The following is a 15,109-nucleotide window of genomic DNA, read 5'->3' as shown; positions in this document are numbered from 1 at the left end:
TCGTTTATTTTTAATTTTATAAGCCTTCTGTCAATATTTATATAAATATCTTCACCACTACTTTGACTAGAAGCAATTTGCTGTTGTGGTTTTATATCAGGCATACTTGAAATCTTGGTAATACATTTGTCAAACCTTTCTTGAGTAATAGGCTTTACCAAATAATCAACAATACTCTCATATTCGTAAGCTGCAATTGCAAAATCAGTATCAGAAGTGGTTAAAACTATTTTTGGTGGATTTTTTAGCGTCTGTACAAAATCAACACCACTAAAGCCTGGCATGTGAATATCTAAAAAAATCACATCGACAGTTTGCTGATTTAAAAACTTAATGGCAGATATGGCATTATCGAATTCTTCAATGACATCTAAATCTGAAACTTTAGAACACAGTTGTTTTACAATTGCCCTAGCTGTTGCTTCATCATCAATAATAATACAGTTCATTTATATAGTTTTAATATATTCTTCAATAGTATCAAGAACTTCATTAAACTCAGATTTACTATCGTGCTTACCATCCAATAATTCCATCTCATAGGCAACGGCTAGTTTATAAGAATTTTGCATACCTAAAATATTAAATTTATGCTTTAATTTATGCACAATTTCTGCGGTTTCTTTGAACCTGACATTAGAAATGTGTTCAATATATTCTTCTTTTTCTAAGGGAAATTCGTTTTTGATAATATCTATTAATTGAACTCTGAACTCAATATCATCGCCTGCAAGCTTGTCAACGTAATTAAGGTTTGGTTGTTCAATCATAAAATCTTTTTTAAAGTTATAAAAAATGTAGTACCTACATTCTCTTCAGACCTCAACCATACAGTACCTTCATAAAGAACCGTAATTTTCTTTACAATTGCAAGTCCTATACCTGTGGCATTATTAGTAGTTTCTAATTTTTTAAACATTTGAAATATACCTTCTTGATGTTTTTCAGGTATGCCCTTACCATTATCGGCAACACTAAATTTCCAGTATTTATCATCTGGCTCATATCCAATTTTAATAATACCGTTTTCTATATGCTCTGTAGCGGTAATAGCATTTAAAAACAAATTCATGAACAATTGTTCTAAACGAGCTTTTTCAAATGCCATATCTGGCAAGTTTTCCGCGTATTCAAAAGTCACGTTTTCTGGAACAAAAATGGTCTTTTCAATATCTCTTAAGCTATCTTCTAATTGAAATGAAACGCGTTGTTCTTTGGTTTCACCCATGGTGGCATGGCTTAAAATACCGGTAACAAGTTTGTCCATTTTAGCAAGATTCTCAGAAACCAATTTACAATTCTCTTTACTGGTATCTGAAAAGTTCTTTTTTTCATCCTCAGATATCCAATCCATTAATGCGCTAATATTTCGTATTGGCGACCTTAAATCATGCGATACCATTTGGGCATAATTATTTAATGACTGGTTTTGGGTTTCTAAACTGCCTAATAACTTATCTTTTTCTACAGCTATTTCAGATACCTTCAATGCCAAGTTACTAATATTAATTGCTAGTTGCTCTGCATTAAATTCATCTTCTATGTTCTGTCCAAATAATTGATCTTCATTTAAATTATCTGTTAAACTACGAATGGCATTCTCTAACGAAACAAGAATCTTTTTCTGCTGTTTTGCTTTGTTCTGTAGTTTCTTATTTGCTTCAAATAGTTCTTCTGAACTTATTGTAGAAGCCCTATGCAGCATAGAAAATTTATCATCATAATTTTCATATGATTTTTCTATTGCCTCTAAAAACTGTTCCATTTCTGGATGCGATTCTAAATCGGCAGGTAAATATTTTCTTATTTGTCTTTTTAAAAGAGAATGCATTTATTCGCTGAATAAAGTTAGAGTCATAGTCTGGTTATGTAACTTACAACTACCTTGACCACTGAAGGGAGCCATTTCACCGTAAGAATAAAACCCGCTTATTAATGTATTATTGCCAATTACAGCCTTTACCTCTTCTATTTCTTCTTCAGTTCGTTGGTCCATGACTAATTTTCTACCGATACAACTTATTAATAACGCTAACTCTGGGGTACTCTTTCTACCGTTCATTGCTAATTCTGCTGCATGAAATGCACCATTTACTATATCATCTACAGAAGACATCATTAATTGTACTCTAGACCCTAGAGGAACATCACCTGCAAGAATCATAGTGTTTTCATTTTCATCTATATTTAAAATAGTACGAACCAGAGGTTCTTCATCTTCAGTAGCTTTTACACTTAAAGGATAAAGTAATGCAGATTTGGGCAATTCTTTAGCTTTTTCACCTAAATACGTTTTGTAAAGATCCAATGCTGGTTTACCATCAAGCTCATGAAGAATATTTCCTTTAGATTTTGTAATAATTCTTTCCGGTCCAAAGTTCGTCCACCCTCCATAATTAGAGCTCGTAATTTCTAAGGTGTCACCATAGAAACCAATAGCTATAATCTCACCTTCTTTAGGGTTTTCATTGTAAGATGCCAAGGTTCGTTCAAAACGATCATCATCGCCACAGAGTCCTCCAGACAAACCACAAGTAGAATTTTTTATTTGTTCTAGACCTGCTATTAACGCACTACCGTTTACAGTACTGCCTTCAGATATCACAAATAAATGTTTTAATTTTTCTTTTGGAAATTCTGCTATAAGACTCTCACCTAACTTTTCATCATCATTATTAAAATCACCTACATTACATCTTTTGACTAAAACTGAACTTCTTTCAAACTCTATAGCCGTTAAAATAACGGTACCTTCCAGTACCTTGTCATCGATAATTTCTCCAGAGGTAGTACCAAATACAATATGTCCTTTAGGAAAAAGCTCTTTAACTTCATGATAAATATTTTCTCCTTCCAACAAGTATCTATTACCAAATACCAATACTAATGGCTCTACTAATTTTGTGGTGTCTTGAAGTATAAAAGATTCATTAGCTTTTTTTATTGCTTGAACTATTTTCATTTGAAGAGATATTAATTATGATCTTTTTTTATTGTAAAATGAAATTGAGTTCCTTCACCAACAACACTATCTACCCAAACCTTACCTTGATAACGGTCTATTATTTTTTTAACAATTGATAGTCCAATACCTGTTGATCTTTCATTATTACCGATAGATTGAAATATTTCAAAAATCTTTTTATGATATTCTTCTGGTATACCCACCCCATTATCTCTAATTGTAAATTTCCAAAATTCACCATCATCCTTATACAACACCTCTACAAGACCAGCCTCTCTTTCTATATGCACTACGGCGTTACCTATAATATTTTGAAAAACTTGGTGTACTTTTATTCTATCTGCCATAATAGAAGGTAGTTTTCTTGGCACCACCAATTTTACATTTTCAGGAATAAAAATTGTCTCTCCAATATCTGAGATAACCCCGTTTAAATCCACCTTAGAATCATCTAAAGTAGAACTGTTGGCTGTTGAATATTCTAGTATACCATGAATTAACTTATCCATTGAAGCAACCTTTTCTTGCATAAGCTCAAGATTCTGTTTGCCACCTTCATCTAAAATATCTTTGTAATCATCACTCAACCAAGTTGCTAAGGCACTTATACTTCTTAAAGGCGATTTAAGGTCATGCGAAACAATGTGGGCATATTCTTGTAAACCTTGATTACTGTTTTCAAGATCTTTAACCAATTGTTCTTTTTGCAGTTCTAATTTTTTCTGTTCGGTAATATCCAATGTTATACCAATAGAGCCAATTACCTCATGATTCTTATTAAAAAGAGGTGCTACACTTACTAACCAATGCCTAGTTTCACCTTTTTTAGTAACAACATGAACGTCATATGAGTCTGATTTACCATGAATACGAGTTTTAATGTGATCAGAAACCTTAGGTCTATCCTCTAGGCTTACAAAATGTTTAGCGTTTGTACCAAGTAACTCACTTTCATCATAACCGATCATACCACAAAAACTCTGATTGACCATTTGAATTACACCATCTCTATCAGCTTCTAACAATCCAAGATTCATGTTGGCAATAATACCGCTATACTTTTCTCTTTCAGCCTTTAAACGCTCTTCTGCCTCTAACTGTTTGGTAATATCTTCAACCATCATTACCATATAGCTAATTTCTTTATAAATATTACGAACGGCACTTACAGACAACTTCACTAGTAGTATTTCCCCATTGTTTTTTAGAAATTTTTGATGAATAGTATATTTATCAATTTCACCTTTGTTCAGTTTATTCTGTAATTTATCTGCTTCTTTTAAGCTTTCAGCATCTGTAAAATCTTTAACGTTCATTTTCATAAACTCATCATAGGAATACCCTAACAAAGAGCTCATGGAATAATTGACCTTGATAATTTTATTAACATCAACTAAAATAATACCAAGTGGAGAACTGTTAACTATGATATCTAATTGGCGTTTTTGTTCTGACAATAACTCTCTTACTTCCATTTCTTGAGTTATGTCCCTAACAATGCCTTGTGCGGCAATTGGTTGTTTTTCTTTATTAAATATTAAGCTAGCGTTTATTTCAACCCATTTTTCTTTACCACCTTTTATAAAAATTTTTGCTCTGTAATTTTTTAGCATACCAACCTCTTTTAAACTACTAAAAGATTCTATGGTATACTCCATAAAATCTTTATGTACCAATTTCCAAAGGTTGATTTCTTCTTTTTTGTTGTCAAACCCTAAGAAGTTTTTTGCAGATTGGTTCATACTTACCACATTAAATGATAAGTCCATAACTACATAAGGGTCTATGATATTAATAAAAACACCATCTAGTTCAGAGGTTTTTTCACTTAATAAATTTTCTAATTTATTATTAGATTCCCGCAGATGACGTGCCTCTTCATAAAGCTCGTTAGATTTTTCTTCTAATATTCTTTCTGCTTGCTGCCGAGCCAATTTTTGCCTTGCTAGAGCTTTTTTAAGAAGAGTAACTTCTTTACTATCCATGTTGTACAACATCAAATTTCACTTCTGTACCATCTTCCTTAAGAAGTTCGTAAGTAATATCGGCTTTCCCATTAAAATGTTCAAAAGCCTTTTCTATAAGACCATGCGCCAAGCGATATAATCCTCTAGTAGAAGAATATATCATTGAAATAGAATTATCTGTTTTTTCAAGAATTTTAAATGTAGGCAACTCCGCTTCTGGATATAGTTTCTTTACATGTACATGAATATGATCTTCTATAGAATATAAAAGACCTATGGGGGATCTATAACTTTGAATAACTTCTGGATGCGCATTTTTAAGACTAGAAAATAAGTATAGTCCAAATGCATAAATTAAATCACCTGCTGGTAAATCTACTTCTTCACTTAACTGGGTGATCAATGCCACCATTTCATTAAATTCATAGGTAGCAACAGATGTATAGATGCCTTGAGATGGCAAATCTGATTTTTCAATTATATTATCAACGGTCTCTAATCCAAATTCAGATTCAACCATTTCTAAAAACTCTGTAAATACAATTCCTTTCATTTGAATTTTTTATAACATATTCAAACGTAGGAAATTTAATACATATAATCTGAAAAATGTTGTGAAATGAGCTTTTTTGTTAGCCTTTTACCAACTGATTAACGGTCCAATACGTTAGAACAGCATTTAATTTGTATTCGTAATCTTCATATTTTAAAGGTTTGATTACATAACCGGCAATACCTACTTCATAGCATTTTAATAAATCTGCTCTATTTTCAGATGTAGTTAAAATAACTGTTGGCAAATATTTTAAACGATCATCTTCTTTTAAAATAGCAAGAAATTCTATGCCGTTCATTCTAGGCATATTTAAATCTAACAATATGATATCCGGTAATTTTTCCCCTGACCTCAAATGAGTTAATGCAGATTCACCATTTTTAGCTTCTATGATATTATGCTTCAAATTTAGTTTAGAAACTGTTCGTTTCAACTTCATTACTTCTATTAAATCATCTTCTATAAGCAAAATGTCCATAGTGGTTTATTTTTGATACTACAAATGTCAGGCATAACTAATAAATAAATAAACCAGTGTAGACGAATGACAATTAACTGTCGGCGAATGGTAATTAAATAACGTTTAGGGTTTAATAAAGTACTTAAAATTTACGTTCAGGACTAAAAGCCCTTACACTCATAGATAACTCATTATCAGACAATAACTCGGTAATTAGTTTACCTGTGGCAGGTCCTAAACTCCACCCCATCATAGCGTGGCCAGTACCTATAGTTAAATTCTTGATTTTTGTTGATTTACCTATGTACGGTAGCCCATCTGGTGAGACAGGTCTTAAACCTGTTTTTACATTCTTTATCTCAGTTTCGGTAATTCTTAAATCTGGATAAAAGGAATGGGCTCCATTGGCAATTGCCATTACACGCTCATTTCTGACAATACTATTATTACCTGAAAACTCCATAGTACCGGCAAATCTTGTAAAACCGTTCATAGGCGTAACCGCCATTTTAGATTCCATTAATATAGCCGGTATTGAAATACCCGTATCACGTTCCACATTAATACGATACCCTTTACCTCCCTGTAATGGCAATTTTAACTGCAATTTTTTGGCAAGTTCTCCGCTCCACGAACCTGCTGCCAAAACAACTTCATCTGGTTTATAACTATCCTTAGTTGTCATAACCTGGGTAATTTTATGTCCGCTAGTTTTAATATCGAGAACCTCTTCTTTCGTTTTTATTTGAACCCCTTGTTTCTTTAAATAAGCCAACAGCTTTGGCATTATTTCAGTGGGTGTTGTATGACCATCACATTCATAATGAATAGCCCCTTCGGCATCTATATTTACATTAGGCTCTAATTTTTGTAGCTCTGCTTTGCTTAAATCTGATACTTCTAACCCCTCAAAAGCTACTCTTTCTGCAACTTGTTTTTCATGTAAATAGGTTGCTTCGGTTTTATAAAGCATTAAAAGACCTTTACGTTCTAACTGAAAATCGCCCAAATCTCCAGAGTTTTTTATATCCGTAAACAACTCCCTACTTATTAGGTTAATCTCTTTTATTACCGGTATTGCCTTTTCAACTTTTGCAAGAGTAGAAGACTTATGAAAATACCAAGACCACTTTAAGAAATCTACATCTAATCTGGGTTTCATGTAAAAAGGGCTAGCAGAATTGAACATCATTTTAATTCCTTTAGCAATCATGCCAGGTGATGCCAGTGGTATGATATGACTTGGAGTTATATAGCCAGCATTAACAAAAGATGCGCCAGAAGTAATATCCCCTTTATCCACTACCGTTACATCAAAACCTTCTTTCTCTAAATAATAAGCGGTACTTAAGCCAACAATACCACCACCAATAACCAAAACACTTTTCATCTTACCAGTATTAACATTAAATTACCTGAAACCCATGCGCGTAGGGGTCATCATCATCTATGGTTATGGTATTTTGTCCGTATATTTTTGCCCATCCCTTTATACTGGGTATAACTGCAGTCTTGCCTGATAAAGAGGTTTCTTCTTCTATTCTGCCTATAAACTGAGAACCTATATAACTTTCATGGATAAAATCTTCGCCCACTTTTAATTTCCCTTTAGCATGCCATTGCGCCATACGGGCAGATGTACCTGTACCACATGGTGAACGGTCTATTGCCTTATCACCATAAAAAACGGCATTTCTAGCAGTAGCCGTTTCAGAAATTGTTTTCCCGGTCCACAAAATATGACTCACATTCTTTATGGTTGCATCTTCTGGATGAATAAACATATCCGAATATTTATTATTGATTTTCTCCCGAATTTCTTGACTGAATTGAATAAGTTCATTTGCAGTGTAATCTTGTATACCGCTAAAATTTTTCTGTGGATCAATGATGGCATAAAAATTTCCGCCGTAGGATACATCAAAAAATAGCTCACCTAAAGCCTTAGAATCAATTGTTAAATCTGAAGCTGCTAGATAAGACTTTACATTGGTCAATTTTACCCAATCTACTTTTTTACCTGTTTGTTGATAAGTAATATGGACCAAGCCCGCGGGAGTTTCCATACGGACTTTACCTGGTATTTTTGGATGTATCAACCCTTCTTCAATCCCAATAGTAATAGCTCCAATTGTTCCGTGTCCGCACATAGGTAGGCATCCGCTGGTCTCAATAAATAAAATACCGAAGTCATTGTTAGGGTCCTTAGGCGGATAAAATATGCTCCCACTCATCATGTCATGACCTCGTGGTTCAAACATCAACCCCATTCTTATCCAATCATATTCTTTCAGAAAATGCTGACGTTTGTCACTCATTGTAGCACCAATTAAATCTGGACCACCATGTTTTATAACCCTTACAGGATTACCACAAGTATGGGCATCGATACAAACAAAAGTGCTACTGGCCATATTAATAGGGTATTATTTGTTTCAGTTTTTGGAGTACTCGCCTTCTACCAATCGGGTAATGTTAAGAGGGTTTTCATTTTGTAAAGCCTTTGGTAATAATTTATTTGGCCAGTCTTGAAAAGAAACAGGACGCACCCATCTTTTTATAGCCGATGTACCAACAGATGTAAAACGGGGGTCTGTAGTAGCGGGGAACGGACCACCATGAACCATAGAAGAATTTACCTCTACGCCAGTTGGCACACCATTGAACAATATACGCCCTACCCTACTTTTTAATGCATCAACAACCCCTGAATTATTCTCTAAATCTTGTTCAGAACCCAAGATAGTACCGGTTAACTGACCTTCTAAACGATTTAAAATAGTTTCTAATTCACTCATATTCTCACATTCAACCACTACCGAAAAAGGTCCAAAAACCTCGGTATGTAATTTTGTGTTCGCTAAAAAATCTGCACCACTTACTTTTAAGATAACTGGTTTTGCGGTATTAGCGTTAGTATCCTTCGTGTAGTCGGCAGTAATCGTCACTCCGCTTTGTGTTGACAATTCTTTTTTACCTTCATTATATTTTGCATAAATATTAGGATGAAGCATGCAAGTAGGCTCTAGCTTTAATAATTCTTCTGATAACGTATTGATGAAACCATCTAATTTATCTCCTTTAACAGCCATCACTAAACCTGGGTTGGTGCAAAATTGACCAGCGCCTAAAGTTATTGAAGATGCATATTTAGTTGCCCAAGCATCGGCATCAATTTCTAAAGCTGACGGTAACACCACTACGGGGTTTATACTCCCCATTTCTGCAAAGACAGGAATAGGTTCATCTCTTTCATTTGCCAATTTATACAATGCCGTACCACCTTTGATACTGCCCGTAAAGCCAACTGCTTTTACTTTTGGATGCTTTACCAACTGCTGACCTACTTCTATATCACTACTGTTCAAATTTGAAAACACACCATTGGGCATATTTGTTTTCTCAGCTGCCTTAGTAATAGCAGAAGATACCAGCTCGCCAGTACCTGCGTGCATTGGGTGGCTTTTAACAATCACAGGGCAACCTGCTGCAAGGGCGCTAGCCGTATCGCCACCGGCTGTTGAAAAGGCTAGAGGGAAGTTACTTGCCCCAAAAACCACTACCGGACCCAATGGAAATAGCATTTTTCTAATATCTGATTTTGGCATAGGTTCCCTATTAGGTTGTGCTTTTTCAATAACAGCCTCTATCCAAGAACCTTCTCTCAATAAATTTGCAAAAGCACGTAGTTGCCCCATGGTACGACCACGTTCACCTCTTGCCCTACCTGCGGGCAGACCAGATTCTTCACAATACGTATTGATCAACTCATCTCCTAAAGCTTCTATCTCATTTGCAATAGCCTCTAGGAATGCTGCTTTTTTGATACCTGAGAAATCTTTATATGTTTTAAAAGCATCTGTTGCCAATTCAACAGCTTCATCAATTTCGCTAGAAGATGCTTCATAGAATGTCCACTCCGTATCTTTATTTTCTTTTGGGTTAAACGTTTTAAAAGTTGTATTTCCTTGCTTTGAAGACTTAGTGCCTATTGCATTTGTACCGCTGATCATTTTCTATATTTATGGTGTTACTCAAAAGTAAAGAAAGTACTAGAAAGAAAATTCCATTCTATCCTTACATTTTATTAAAGTTTTAAATACAACATATTTTACATGCGTATTCCTAATTAACTAACAACCTTATAGTCAGGTAATATTGGTCTGGTAGCTATACCTTGTTTTATAATTGCTGCTACTCTTTCACGTTCTACACCCATTAAAGGTAGTCTAGGTGCACGTACGTTTTCAGTACCAATACCTGTAGCAACTTCTGCCATTTTAATATTCTGTACTAATTGCGGACTTATATCTAATTCTAACAATGGCAAGAACCATCGGTAGATTTCTAAAGCTTCTTTAATTCTGCCTGCCCTAGCCAATTCAAAAACGGCACATGTTTCTGCAGGAAAAGCACAAACCAAGCCGGCTACCCAACCATCGGCTCCCATTAAAGTACTTTCAAGACCTAAGGTATCTACACCGGTTAATACGTTTAATCGGTTTCCAAATCTGGTTTTTATACGGGTAATGTTAGATATATCTCTAGTAGATTCTTTTACCGCCTGTATATTATCACAAACCATTAGTTCTTCTAACATATCAAGAGTTACCATAATTCCATAATCAATAGGGTTGTTATAAATCATGATCGGTAAATCTGTACTATTTGCGGTTTCTTTAAAATAAGTAACGGTTTCATGGTCATTTGCCTTATAACGCATTGGGGGCAACATCATTAAACCAGTAGCCCCACATTCTTTAGCAACTTCAGCTGCATGTATGGCTCCTTTAGTAGTCTGTTCAGCAATATTTATAATTACAGGCACGCTACCATCTACAAGTTTTACGGTCTCTTTCATTAAAACCTTTTTCTCGTCATAGGTCAATGTACTCGCCTCGCCCAAAGTACCACCTAGTATTATTCCACTAACACCTGCTTCTAACTGTGCTTTAATATTGACAGAGAACATGTCTAAGTCAAGTTCGTCTTTATCTGTGAATTTTGTGGTAACCGCTGGCATTACCCCTGTCCATGAAATACTCATTTGTCTCTCTTTTAGTTGATTCTCAAAATTAGAGATAGTAGCCTTGAAAATGTGTTGACATATTATCCAGACATGGTACTATTCTACCATCTTATCTATACATATTCAATTTATAGTGATAAATTAGATGTATATGAAAATATTTCCTTTTAAAATACCAAAACCTTTAGATGAGCATTTAATAGTTCAGGTAGATAAAGAACCCATATTTTACAACAGACTTCATCAGCATGAAGAAATACAGATAAGCTACATTATTAATGGAAAAGGAAAATTATTGGTGGGTGATAGTATTCATCAATTTTCTACGGGAGATATTTTTGTTATTGCCAGTAACTTGCCACACGTTTTTAAAAGTATACAAGAGCAGCAAGATGCACATATGCTTTCTGTATTTTTTACAAAAAACTCCTTTGGCACTAACTTCTTTGAACTTCCATATCTTAAAGATTTAGACTCATTCATTATAAGCTCTTCAGGCGGATTCAAAGTAACATCTAACAAAAAACACATTGCTCAGCAATTATTAGAAATTAAGTCTCAACAAAAACTAAAACTTTTTATATCCTTTTTAGAGCTATTAGAAGAACTTAGTAAGGCAAATAAAGAACCTTTAAGTAAATTCATTTACTCTAAAACCCTTAGCTCTACTGATGGAGAGCGATTACAAGATATTTTTGATTTTGTATTTAAAAATTTTCAGCAACCTATTTCATTAGATGAGATAGCCAAAATGGCATATATGACACCAAATGCCTTCTGTCGGTTTTTTAAACAACGAACTGACAAAACATTTTTTCAATTTTTAATAGAGTTACGTGTTGCACATGCCTGCCAATTATTAATTTCCAATAAAGAACTGAATATTAATATGATAGCTGAACGTTCTGGTTTCAACTCTATCTCAAATTTTAATAAAAAGTTTAAAAAAATAAAAGGAATAACACCTACACAATACCAACAGACTTTACTGTCTTAAGGAGGTTATACTATTTATATCATTATTATATTTCAAATTGAAATATAGCTTTCTATATTTGCCATTCAATTTATGCCCACGTGGTGAAATTGGTAGACACGCTACCTTGAGGGGGTAGTGTTCGCAAGGACGTGCTAGTTCGAATCTAGTCGTGGGCACAAAAGGTTAGATTTAGGTCTAACCTTTTTTATTTTGATAATTTTAACTACAAAGTACCCTAATACATTTTAATAAATTGTAAATTTGTTTAATCCTTTTTCAGAAAGTATGAACAATGTAAAAAAGCAATTCAGTATTAGAGACCTTGAAAACCTCTCTGGTATTAAGGCACACACCATTAGAATTTGGGAAAAAAGATATAATCTTTTATCTCCTGAACGCACAGACACAAACATAAGAACGTATAGCCTTTCTAGCTTACAAAAGTTACTTAACGTTACTTTACTCTACAATAACGGACACAAAATTTCAAAAATTGCTAAAATTTCTGATAAAGACATTCCGTATGTAGTGCGTGAAATTGTAGCAAAACACAGTCATAAGAGCCAAGCTATTAATGCTTTTAAATTAGCGATGGTCAATTTTGATCAGACTATGTTCTTTAATACATACAATGCGCTATTGAGCGAAAACTCTTTTAGGGAAATTTTCAAAGAAACTTTTGTTCCTTTATTGAATGAACTAGGGTTACTTTGGCAAACAGATACCATTAGTCCTGCTCATGAGCACTTTATGAGTAGTCTTATCAAACAAAAAATTCTATTAAATACTGAAAAGCTTCAACATTTAGAACCCACAAAGAAAGACAAAGTCTTTGTAGCTTTTTTACCTGAAAATGAAATTCATGACATAGGGTTACTTTATATTAATTATGAAATTATTTTAAAAGGATATAAGTGTATCTATTTAGGACCAACTATACCAATGGAAAACCTTGAAGATGTTCTTAAATATTTTGATGACATCTATTTTGTATCCTACTTTACTGTTTTTCCAGAAAAAGATAAGGTAAATAAGTATTTAGAAGATTTCAGCAAATTGGTTTCAGCCTACAACAACCCAAATTTTTGGATTTTAGGAAGACAAACCAATTTCATTGAAGATGCTACAAAACCAAAATTCTGTAGAACATTCACTTCAATTGACAACTTAGTAAACAACCTATAATCTCCCAGAACTAAATGAATAAAAATTGCATAGTAATCGGTTCTGGTTTTTCATCATTATCAGCAGCATGTTACTTGGCAAAAGCTGGGTGGGACGTAACTATATTCGAAAAAAATGAATCTGTTGGTGGTCGTGCATCACAATTTAAAAAAGAGGGGTTCACTTTTGACATGGGTCCAAGTTGCTATTGGATGCCAGACATCTTTGATAAGTTTTTTGCTGATTTCGATAAACAAACATCAGATTACTATCAATTAGACAAGTTGAGTCCGGCTTACAAAATTTTCTTTTCAGATGATATTATTACCATTGGTGATAGTATGGATAAAATTTGTGAAGAGTTTGAACGAATAGAACCGGGTAGCTCTAAAGCGCTAAAAAAGTTTATTGATAAAGCACAAGAAAATTATGACATTGCCATCAATAAGGTTGTACTACGACCAGGGCTTTCACCTTTAGAATTGGTAACAAAAGAAACGATATTAAAAGTTGACCAATTTTTTAAAACTATTAGCTCACAAGTTCGTAAGTCTTTTAAAAATCCTAAATTGATATCAACACTAGAATTTCCTGTATTATTCCTTGGAGCAAAGCCAAGCAATACTCCGTCATTCTACAATTTCATGAATTTTGCAGATTTTGGCTTGGGTACATGGCATCCAAAAGGAGGTATGTATGAAGTAATAAAGGCTATGAAAAATTTAGCGGTAGAATTAGGTGTTACTATACACACAGATTCTCCCATAGATAAAATTATTGTTACAAATGGCAAAGCTTCCGGCGTTTCCTGTAACGGTAAAACCTATAAGGCTGATAAAGTTCTTAGCGGTGCAGATTACCAGCATTCTGAGAGCTTATTAGACGAAAAACACCAGCAGTACAGTAAAAGTTATTGGGAGAAAAAGGTGTTTGCACCTTCTTCATTGTTATTCTATATAGGTTTTGACACAAAATTAAATAATGTAGAGCATCACAATTTATTTTTTGATACCGATTTTGAACTACATGCCAAAGAAATTTATGACAATCCTAAATGGCCATCAAACCCGTTATTTTATGCTAATTTTCCTTCTATAACAGATTTGAGCATGGCACCTAAAGGTTGTGAAACAGGATTTTTTCTAGTTCCAATTGCTACAGCTTTAGAAGATACCGAAGAGCTTAGAAACCAATATTTTGATATCATTATGGACCGTTTTCAAGAAAGAACCGGCCAAAACATCAGAAATAATATTATATTCAAAGAAACATTCTGTGTAAATGATTTTGTAGAACGATACAATTCATACAAAGGAAATGCCTACGGTATGGCAAACACATTGACACAGACCGCTTTTTTAAGACCAAATTTAAGAAGTAAGAAGGTAACCGACCTTTACTTTACAGGACAACTGACAGTACCTGGACCAGGAGTACCACCAGCTTTAATATCTGGAAAATTAGTGTCAGAATTAATTATTAAGGATAACTAGTGATTTATGAAAGATACTTTTGATCAAGTCTCGTACCAGTGTAGTAAAATCGTTACCAAAAGATATAGTACATCTTTTGCTTTAGCAACAAAGATGCTGCACCCCTCTATTCGTAGTCATATTTATAATATTTATGGTTTTGTACGCTTTGCCGATGAAATTGTGGATACTTTTCATGATTATGACAAAGAAGTACTTTTTGATAAGTTTGAACAAGAACTTGAAGCTTCATTGAAGGATAAAATAAGCCTTAACCCAATCTTAAACTCTTTTCAGTACACGTATCATAAATACAAAATACCAAAGCATTTGGTAGACTCTTTCATGAAGAGTATGCGCATGGACCTGGTCAAGAATATTTACAGAACAGATGCAGAGTATAAAGAATACATCTATGGATCTGCAGATGTAGTTGGTTTAATGTGCCTACAAGTTTTTGTAAAAGGTGACGTAGAAGAATACAATAAATTAAAAGAATCTGCCATGGCATTGGGTT

General features: G+C 33.9%; 15 protein-coding genes and 1 tRNA gene. 5 read left to right on the top strand and 11 right to left on the bottom strand.

What is annotated here, in order from left to right; all coding sequences use genetic code 11:
- From ABJI11_RS18325 to ABJI11_RS18275, 11 genes are all read right to left on the bottom strand, one after another.
- Positions 1 to 449: response regulator (locus tag ABJI11_RS18325; RefSeq protein ID WP_348355658.1), on the bottom strand; the 449-nt coding region annotated here is incomplete at its 3' end.
- Positions 450 to 770, bottom strand: coding sequence for an Hpt domain-containing protein (locus tag ABJI11_RS18320; protein ID WP_348355655.1), 321 nt, complete (start codon positions 768 to 770; stop codon positions 450 to 452).
- On the bottom strand, positions 767 to 1,831 hold the full coding sequence (locus ABJI11_RS18315) for a HAMP domain-containing sensor histidine kinase (RefSeq protein ID WP_348355652.1): 1,065 nt from the start codon (positions 1,829 to 1,831) through the stop codon (positions 767 to 769). The genes ABJI11_RS18320 and ABJI11_RS18315 overlap by 4 nt, the downstream gene beginning before the upstream one ends.
- Positions 1,832 to 2,962 carry an FIST N-terminal domain-containing protein gene (locus tag ABJI11_RS18310; protein WP_348355649.1) on the bottom strand — a complete coding sequence of 377 codons (1,131 nt, stop codon included), beginning with the start codon at positions 2,960 to 2,962 and terminating at the stop codon, positions 1,832 to 1,834.
- Positions 2,963 to 2,973: 11 nt separating this feature from the next.
- Positions 2,974 to 4,950: a PAS domain S-box protein gene (locus tag ABJI11_RS18305; protein ID WP_348355646.1), complete on the bottom strand. Its 1,977-nt coding sequence runs from the start codon at positions 4,948 to 4,950 to the stop codon at positions 2,974 to 2,976.
- Positions 4,943 to 5,485, bottom strand: a complete 543-nt coding sequence (locus ABJI11_RS18300) for a heme NO-binding domain-containing protein (protein WP_276492433.1) — start codon at positions 5,483 to 5,485, stop codon at positions 4,943 to 4,945. The genes ABJI11_RS18305 and ABJI11_RS18300 overlap by 8 nt, the downstream gene beginning before the upstream one ends.
- Positions 5,486 to 5,564: 79 nt before the next feature.
- Complete coding sequence (locus ABJI11_RS18295; RefSeq protein ID WP_348355643.1) at positions 5,565 to 5,966, bottom strand: response regulator; 402 nt, start codon at positions 5,964 to 5,966, stop codon at positions 5,565 to 5,567.
- Between the two features lie 124 nt (positions 5,967 to 6,090).
- Positions 6,091 to 7,338 carry an FAD-binding oxidoreductase gene (locus ABJI11_RS18290; RefSeq protein WP_348355640.1) on the bottom strand — a complete coding sequence of 416 codons (1,248 nt, stop codon included), beginning with the start codon at positions 7,336 to 7,338 and terminating at the stop codon, positions 6,091 to 6,093.
- A 16-nt stretch (positions 7,339 to 7,354) separates the two neighbouring features.
- Positions 7,355 to 8,362, bottom strand: coding sequence for a 4-hydroxyproline epimerase (locus ABJI11_RS18285; protein WP_348355637.1), 1,008 nt, complete (start codon positions 8,360 to 8,362; stop codon positions 7,355 to 7,357).
- Between the two features lie 21 nt (positions 8,363 to 8,383).
- Positions 8,384 to 9,961, bottom strand: a complete 1,578-nt coding sequence (locus ABJI11_RS18280; RefSeq protein ID WP_348355634.1) for an aldehyde dehydrogenase (NADP(+)) — start codon at positions 9,959 to 9,961, stop codon at positions 8,384 to 8,386.
- Between the two features lie 116 nt (positions 9,962 to 10,077).
- Positions 10,078 to 10,995 carry a dihydrodipicolinate synthase family protein gene (locus tag ABJI11_RS18275; RefSeq protein WP_348355631.1) on the bottom strand — a complete coding sequence of 306 codons (918 nt, stop codon included), beginning with the start codon at positions 10,993 to 10,995 and terminating at the stop codon, positions 10,078 to 10,080.
- A 133-nt stretch (positions 10,996 to 11,128) separates the two neighbouring features.
- Between ABJI11_RS18275 and ABJI11_RS18270 the strand changes: the two genes are divergently transcribed.
- The 5 genes from ABJI11_RS18270 to ABJI11_RS18250 all read left to right on the top strand — a co-directional run.
- Positions 11,129 to 11,974, top strand: coding sequence for an AraC family transcriptional regulator (locus ABJI11_RS18270; protein ID WP_348355628.1), 846 nt, complete (start codon positions 11,129 to 11,131; stop codon positions 11,972 to 11,974).
- A 74-nt stretch (positions 11,975 to 12,048) separates the two neighbouring features.
- A tRNA-Leu gene (locus ABJI11_RS18265) sits at positions 12,049 to 12,132 on the top strand.
- Between the two features lie 109 nt (positions 12,133 to 12,241).
- Positions 12,242 to 13,141 carry a MerR family transcriptional regulator gene (locus tag ABJI11_RS18260; RefSeq protein WP_348355621.1) on the top strand — a complete coding sequence of 300 codons (900 nt, stop codon included), beginning with the start codon at positions 12,242 to 12,244 and terminating at the stop codon, positions 13,139 to 13,141.
- Positions 13,142 to 13,155: 14 nt separating this feature from the next.
- The gene (crtI, locus tag ABJI11_RS18255; RefSeq protein ID WP_348355618.1) at positions 13,156 to 14,613 is read left to right on the top strand and encodes a phytoene desaturase family protein; all 1,458 of its coding nucleotides are present in this window, start codon (positions 13,156 to 13,158) and stop codon (positions 14,611 to 14,613) included.
- Positions 14,614 to 14,619: 6 nt separating this feature from the next.
- Positions 14,620 to 15,109 (top strand): squalene/phytoene synthase family protein (locus ABJI11_RS18250; RefSeq protein WP_348355615.1); only part of this gene is annotated, 490 nt, incomplete at its 3' end.

The organism is Maribacter sp., from assembly GCF_039968975.1.
In the GTDB taxonomy this organism is placed as follows: Bacteria; Bacteroidota; Bacteroidia; order Flavobacteriales; family Flavobacteriaceae; genus Maribacter.
The sequence above is the reverse complement of the archived record's forward strand: the minus strand, read 5'-3'. Positions and strand labels throughout refer to the sequence as shown.

What these genes read in the sequence shown, in the direction of transcription:
- ABJI11_RS18320 (WP_348355655.1), bottom strand. Translation starts at nt 770, where the DNA reads ATGATTGAACAACCAAACCTTAATTACGTTGACAAGCTTGCAGGCGAT.
- ABJI11_RS18315 (WP_348355652.1), bottom strand. Translation starts at nt 1,831, where the DNA reads ATGCATTCTCTTTTAAAAAGACAAATAAGAAAATATTTACCTGCCGAT.
- ABJI11_RS18310 (WP_348355649.1), bottom strand. Translation starts at nt 2,962, where the DNA reads ATGAAAATAGTTCAAGCAATAAAAAAAGCTAATGAATCTTTTATACTT.
- ABJI11_RS18305 (WP_348355646.1), bottom strand. Translation starts at nt 4,950, where the DNA reads ATGGATAGTAAAGAAGTTACTCTTCTTAAAAAAGCTCTAGCAAGGCAA.
- ABJI11_RS18300 (WP_276492433.1), bottom strand. Translation starts at nt 5,485, where the DNA reads ATGAAAGGAATTGTATTTACAGAGTTTTTAGAAATGGTTGAATCTGAA.
- ABJI11_RS18295 (WP_348355643.1), bottom strand. Translation starts at nt 5,966, where the DNA reads ATGGACATTTTGCTTATAGAAGATGATTTAATAGAAGTAATGAAGTTG.
- ABJI11_RS18290 (WP_348355640.1), bottom strand. Translation starts at nt 7,338, where the DNA reads ATGAAAAGTGTTTTGGTTATTGGTGGTGGTATTGTTGGCTTAAGTACC.
- ABJI11_RS18285 (WP_348355637.1), bottom strand. Translation starts at nt 8,362, where the DNA reads ATGGCCAGTAGCACTTTTGTTTGTATCGATGCCCATACTTGTGGTAAT.
- ABJI11_RS18280 (WP_348355634.1), bottom strand. Translation starts at nt 9,961, where the DNA reads ATGATCAGCGGTACAAATGCAATAGGCACTAAGTCTTCAAAGCAAGGA.
- ABJI11_RS18275 (WP_348355631.1), bottom strand. Translation starts at nt 10,995, where the DNA reads ATGAGTATTTCATGGACAGGGGTAATGCCAGCGGTTACCACAAAATTC.
- ABJI11_RS18270 (WP_348355628.1), top strand. Translation starts at nt 11,129, where the DNA reads ATGAAAATATTTCCTTTTAAAATACCAAAACCTTTAGATGAGCATTTA.
- ABJI11_RS18260 (WP_348355621.1), top strand. Translation starts at nt 12,242, where the DNA reads ATGAACAATGTAAAAAAGCAATTCAGTATTAGAGACCTTGAAAACCTC.
- crtI (WP_348355618.1), top strand. Translation starts at nt 13,156, where the DNA reads ATGAATAAAAATTGCATAGTAATCGGTTCTGGTTTTTCATCATTATCA.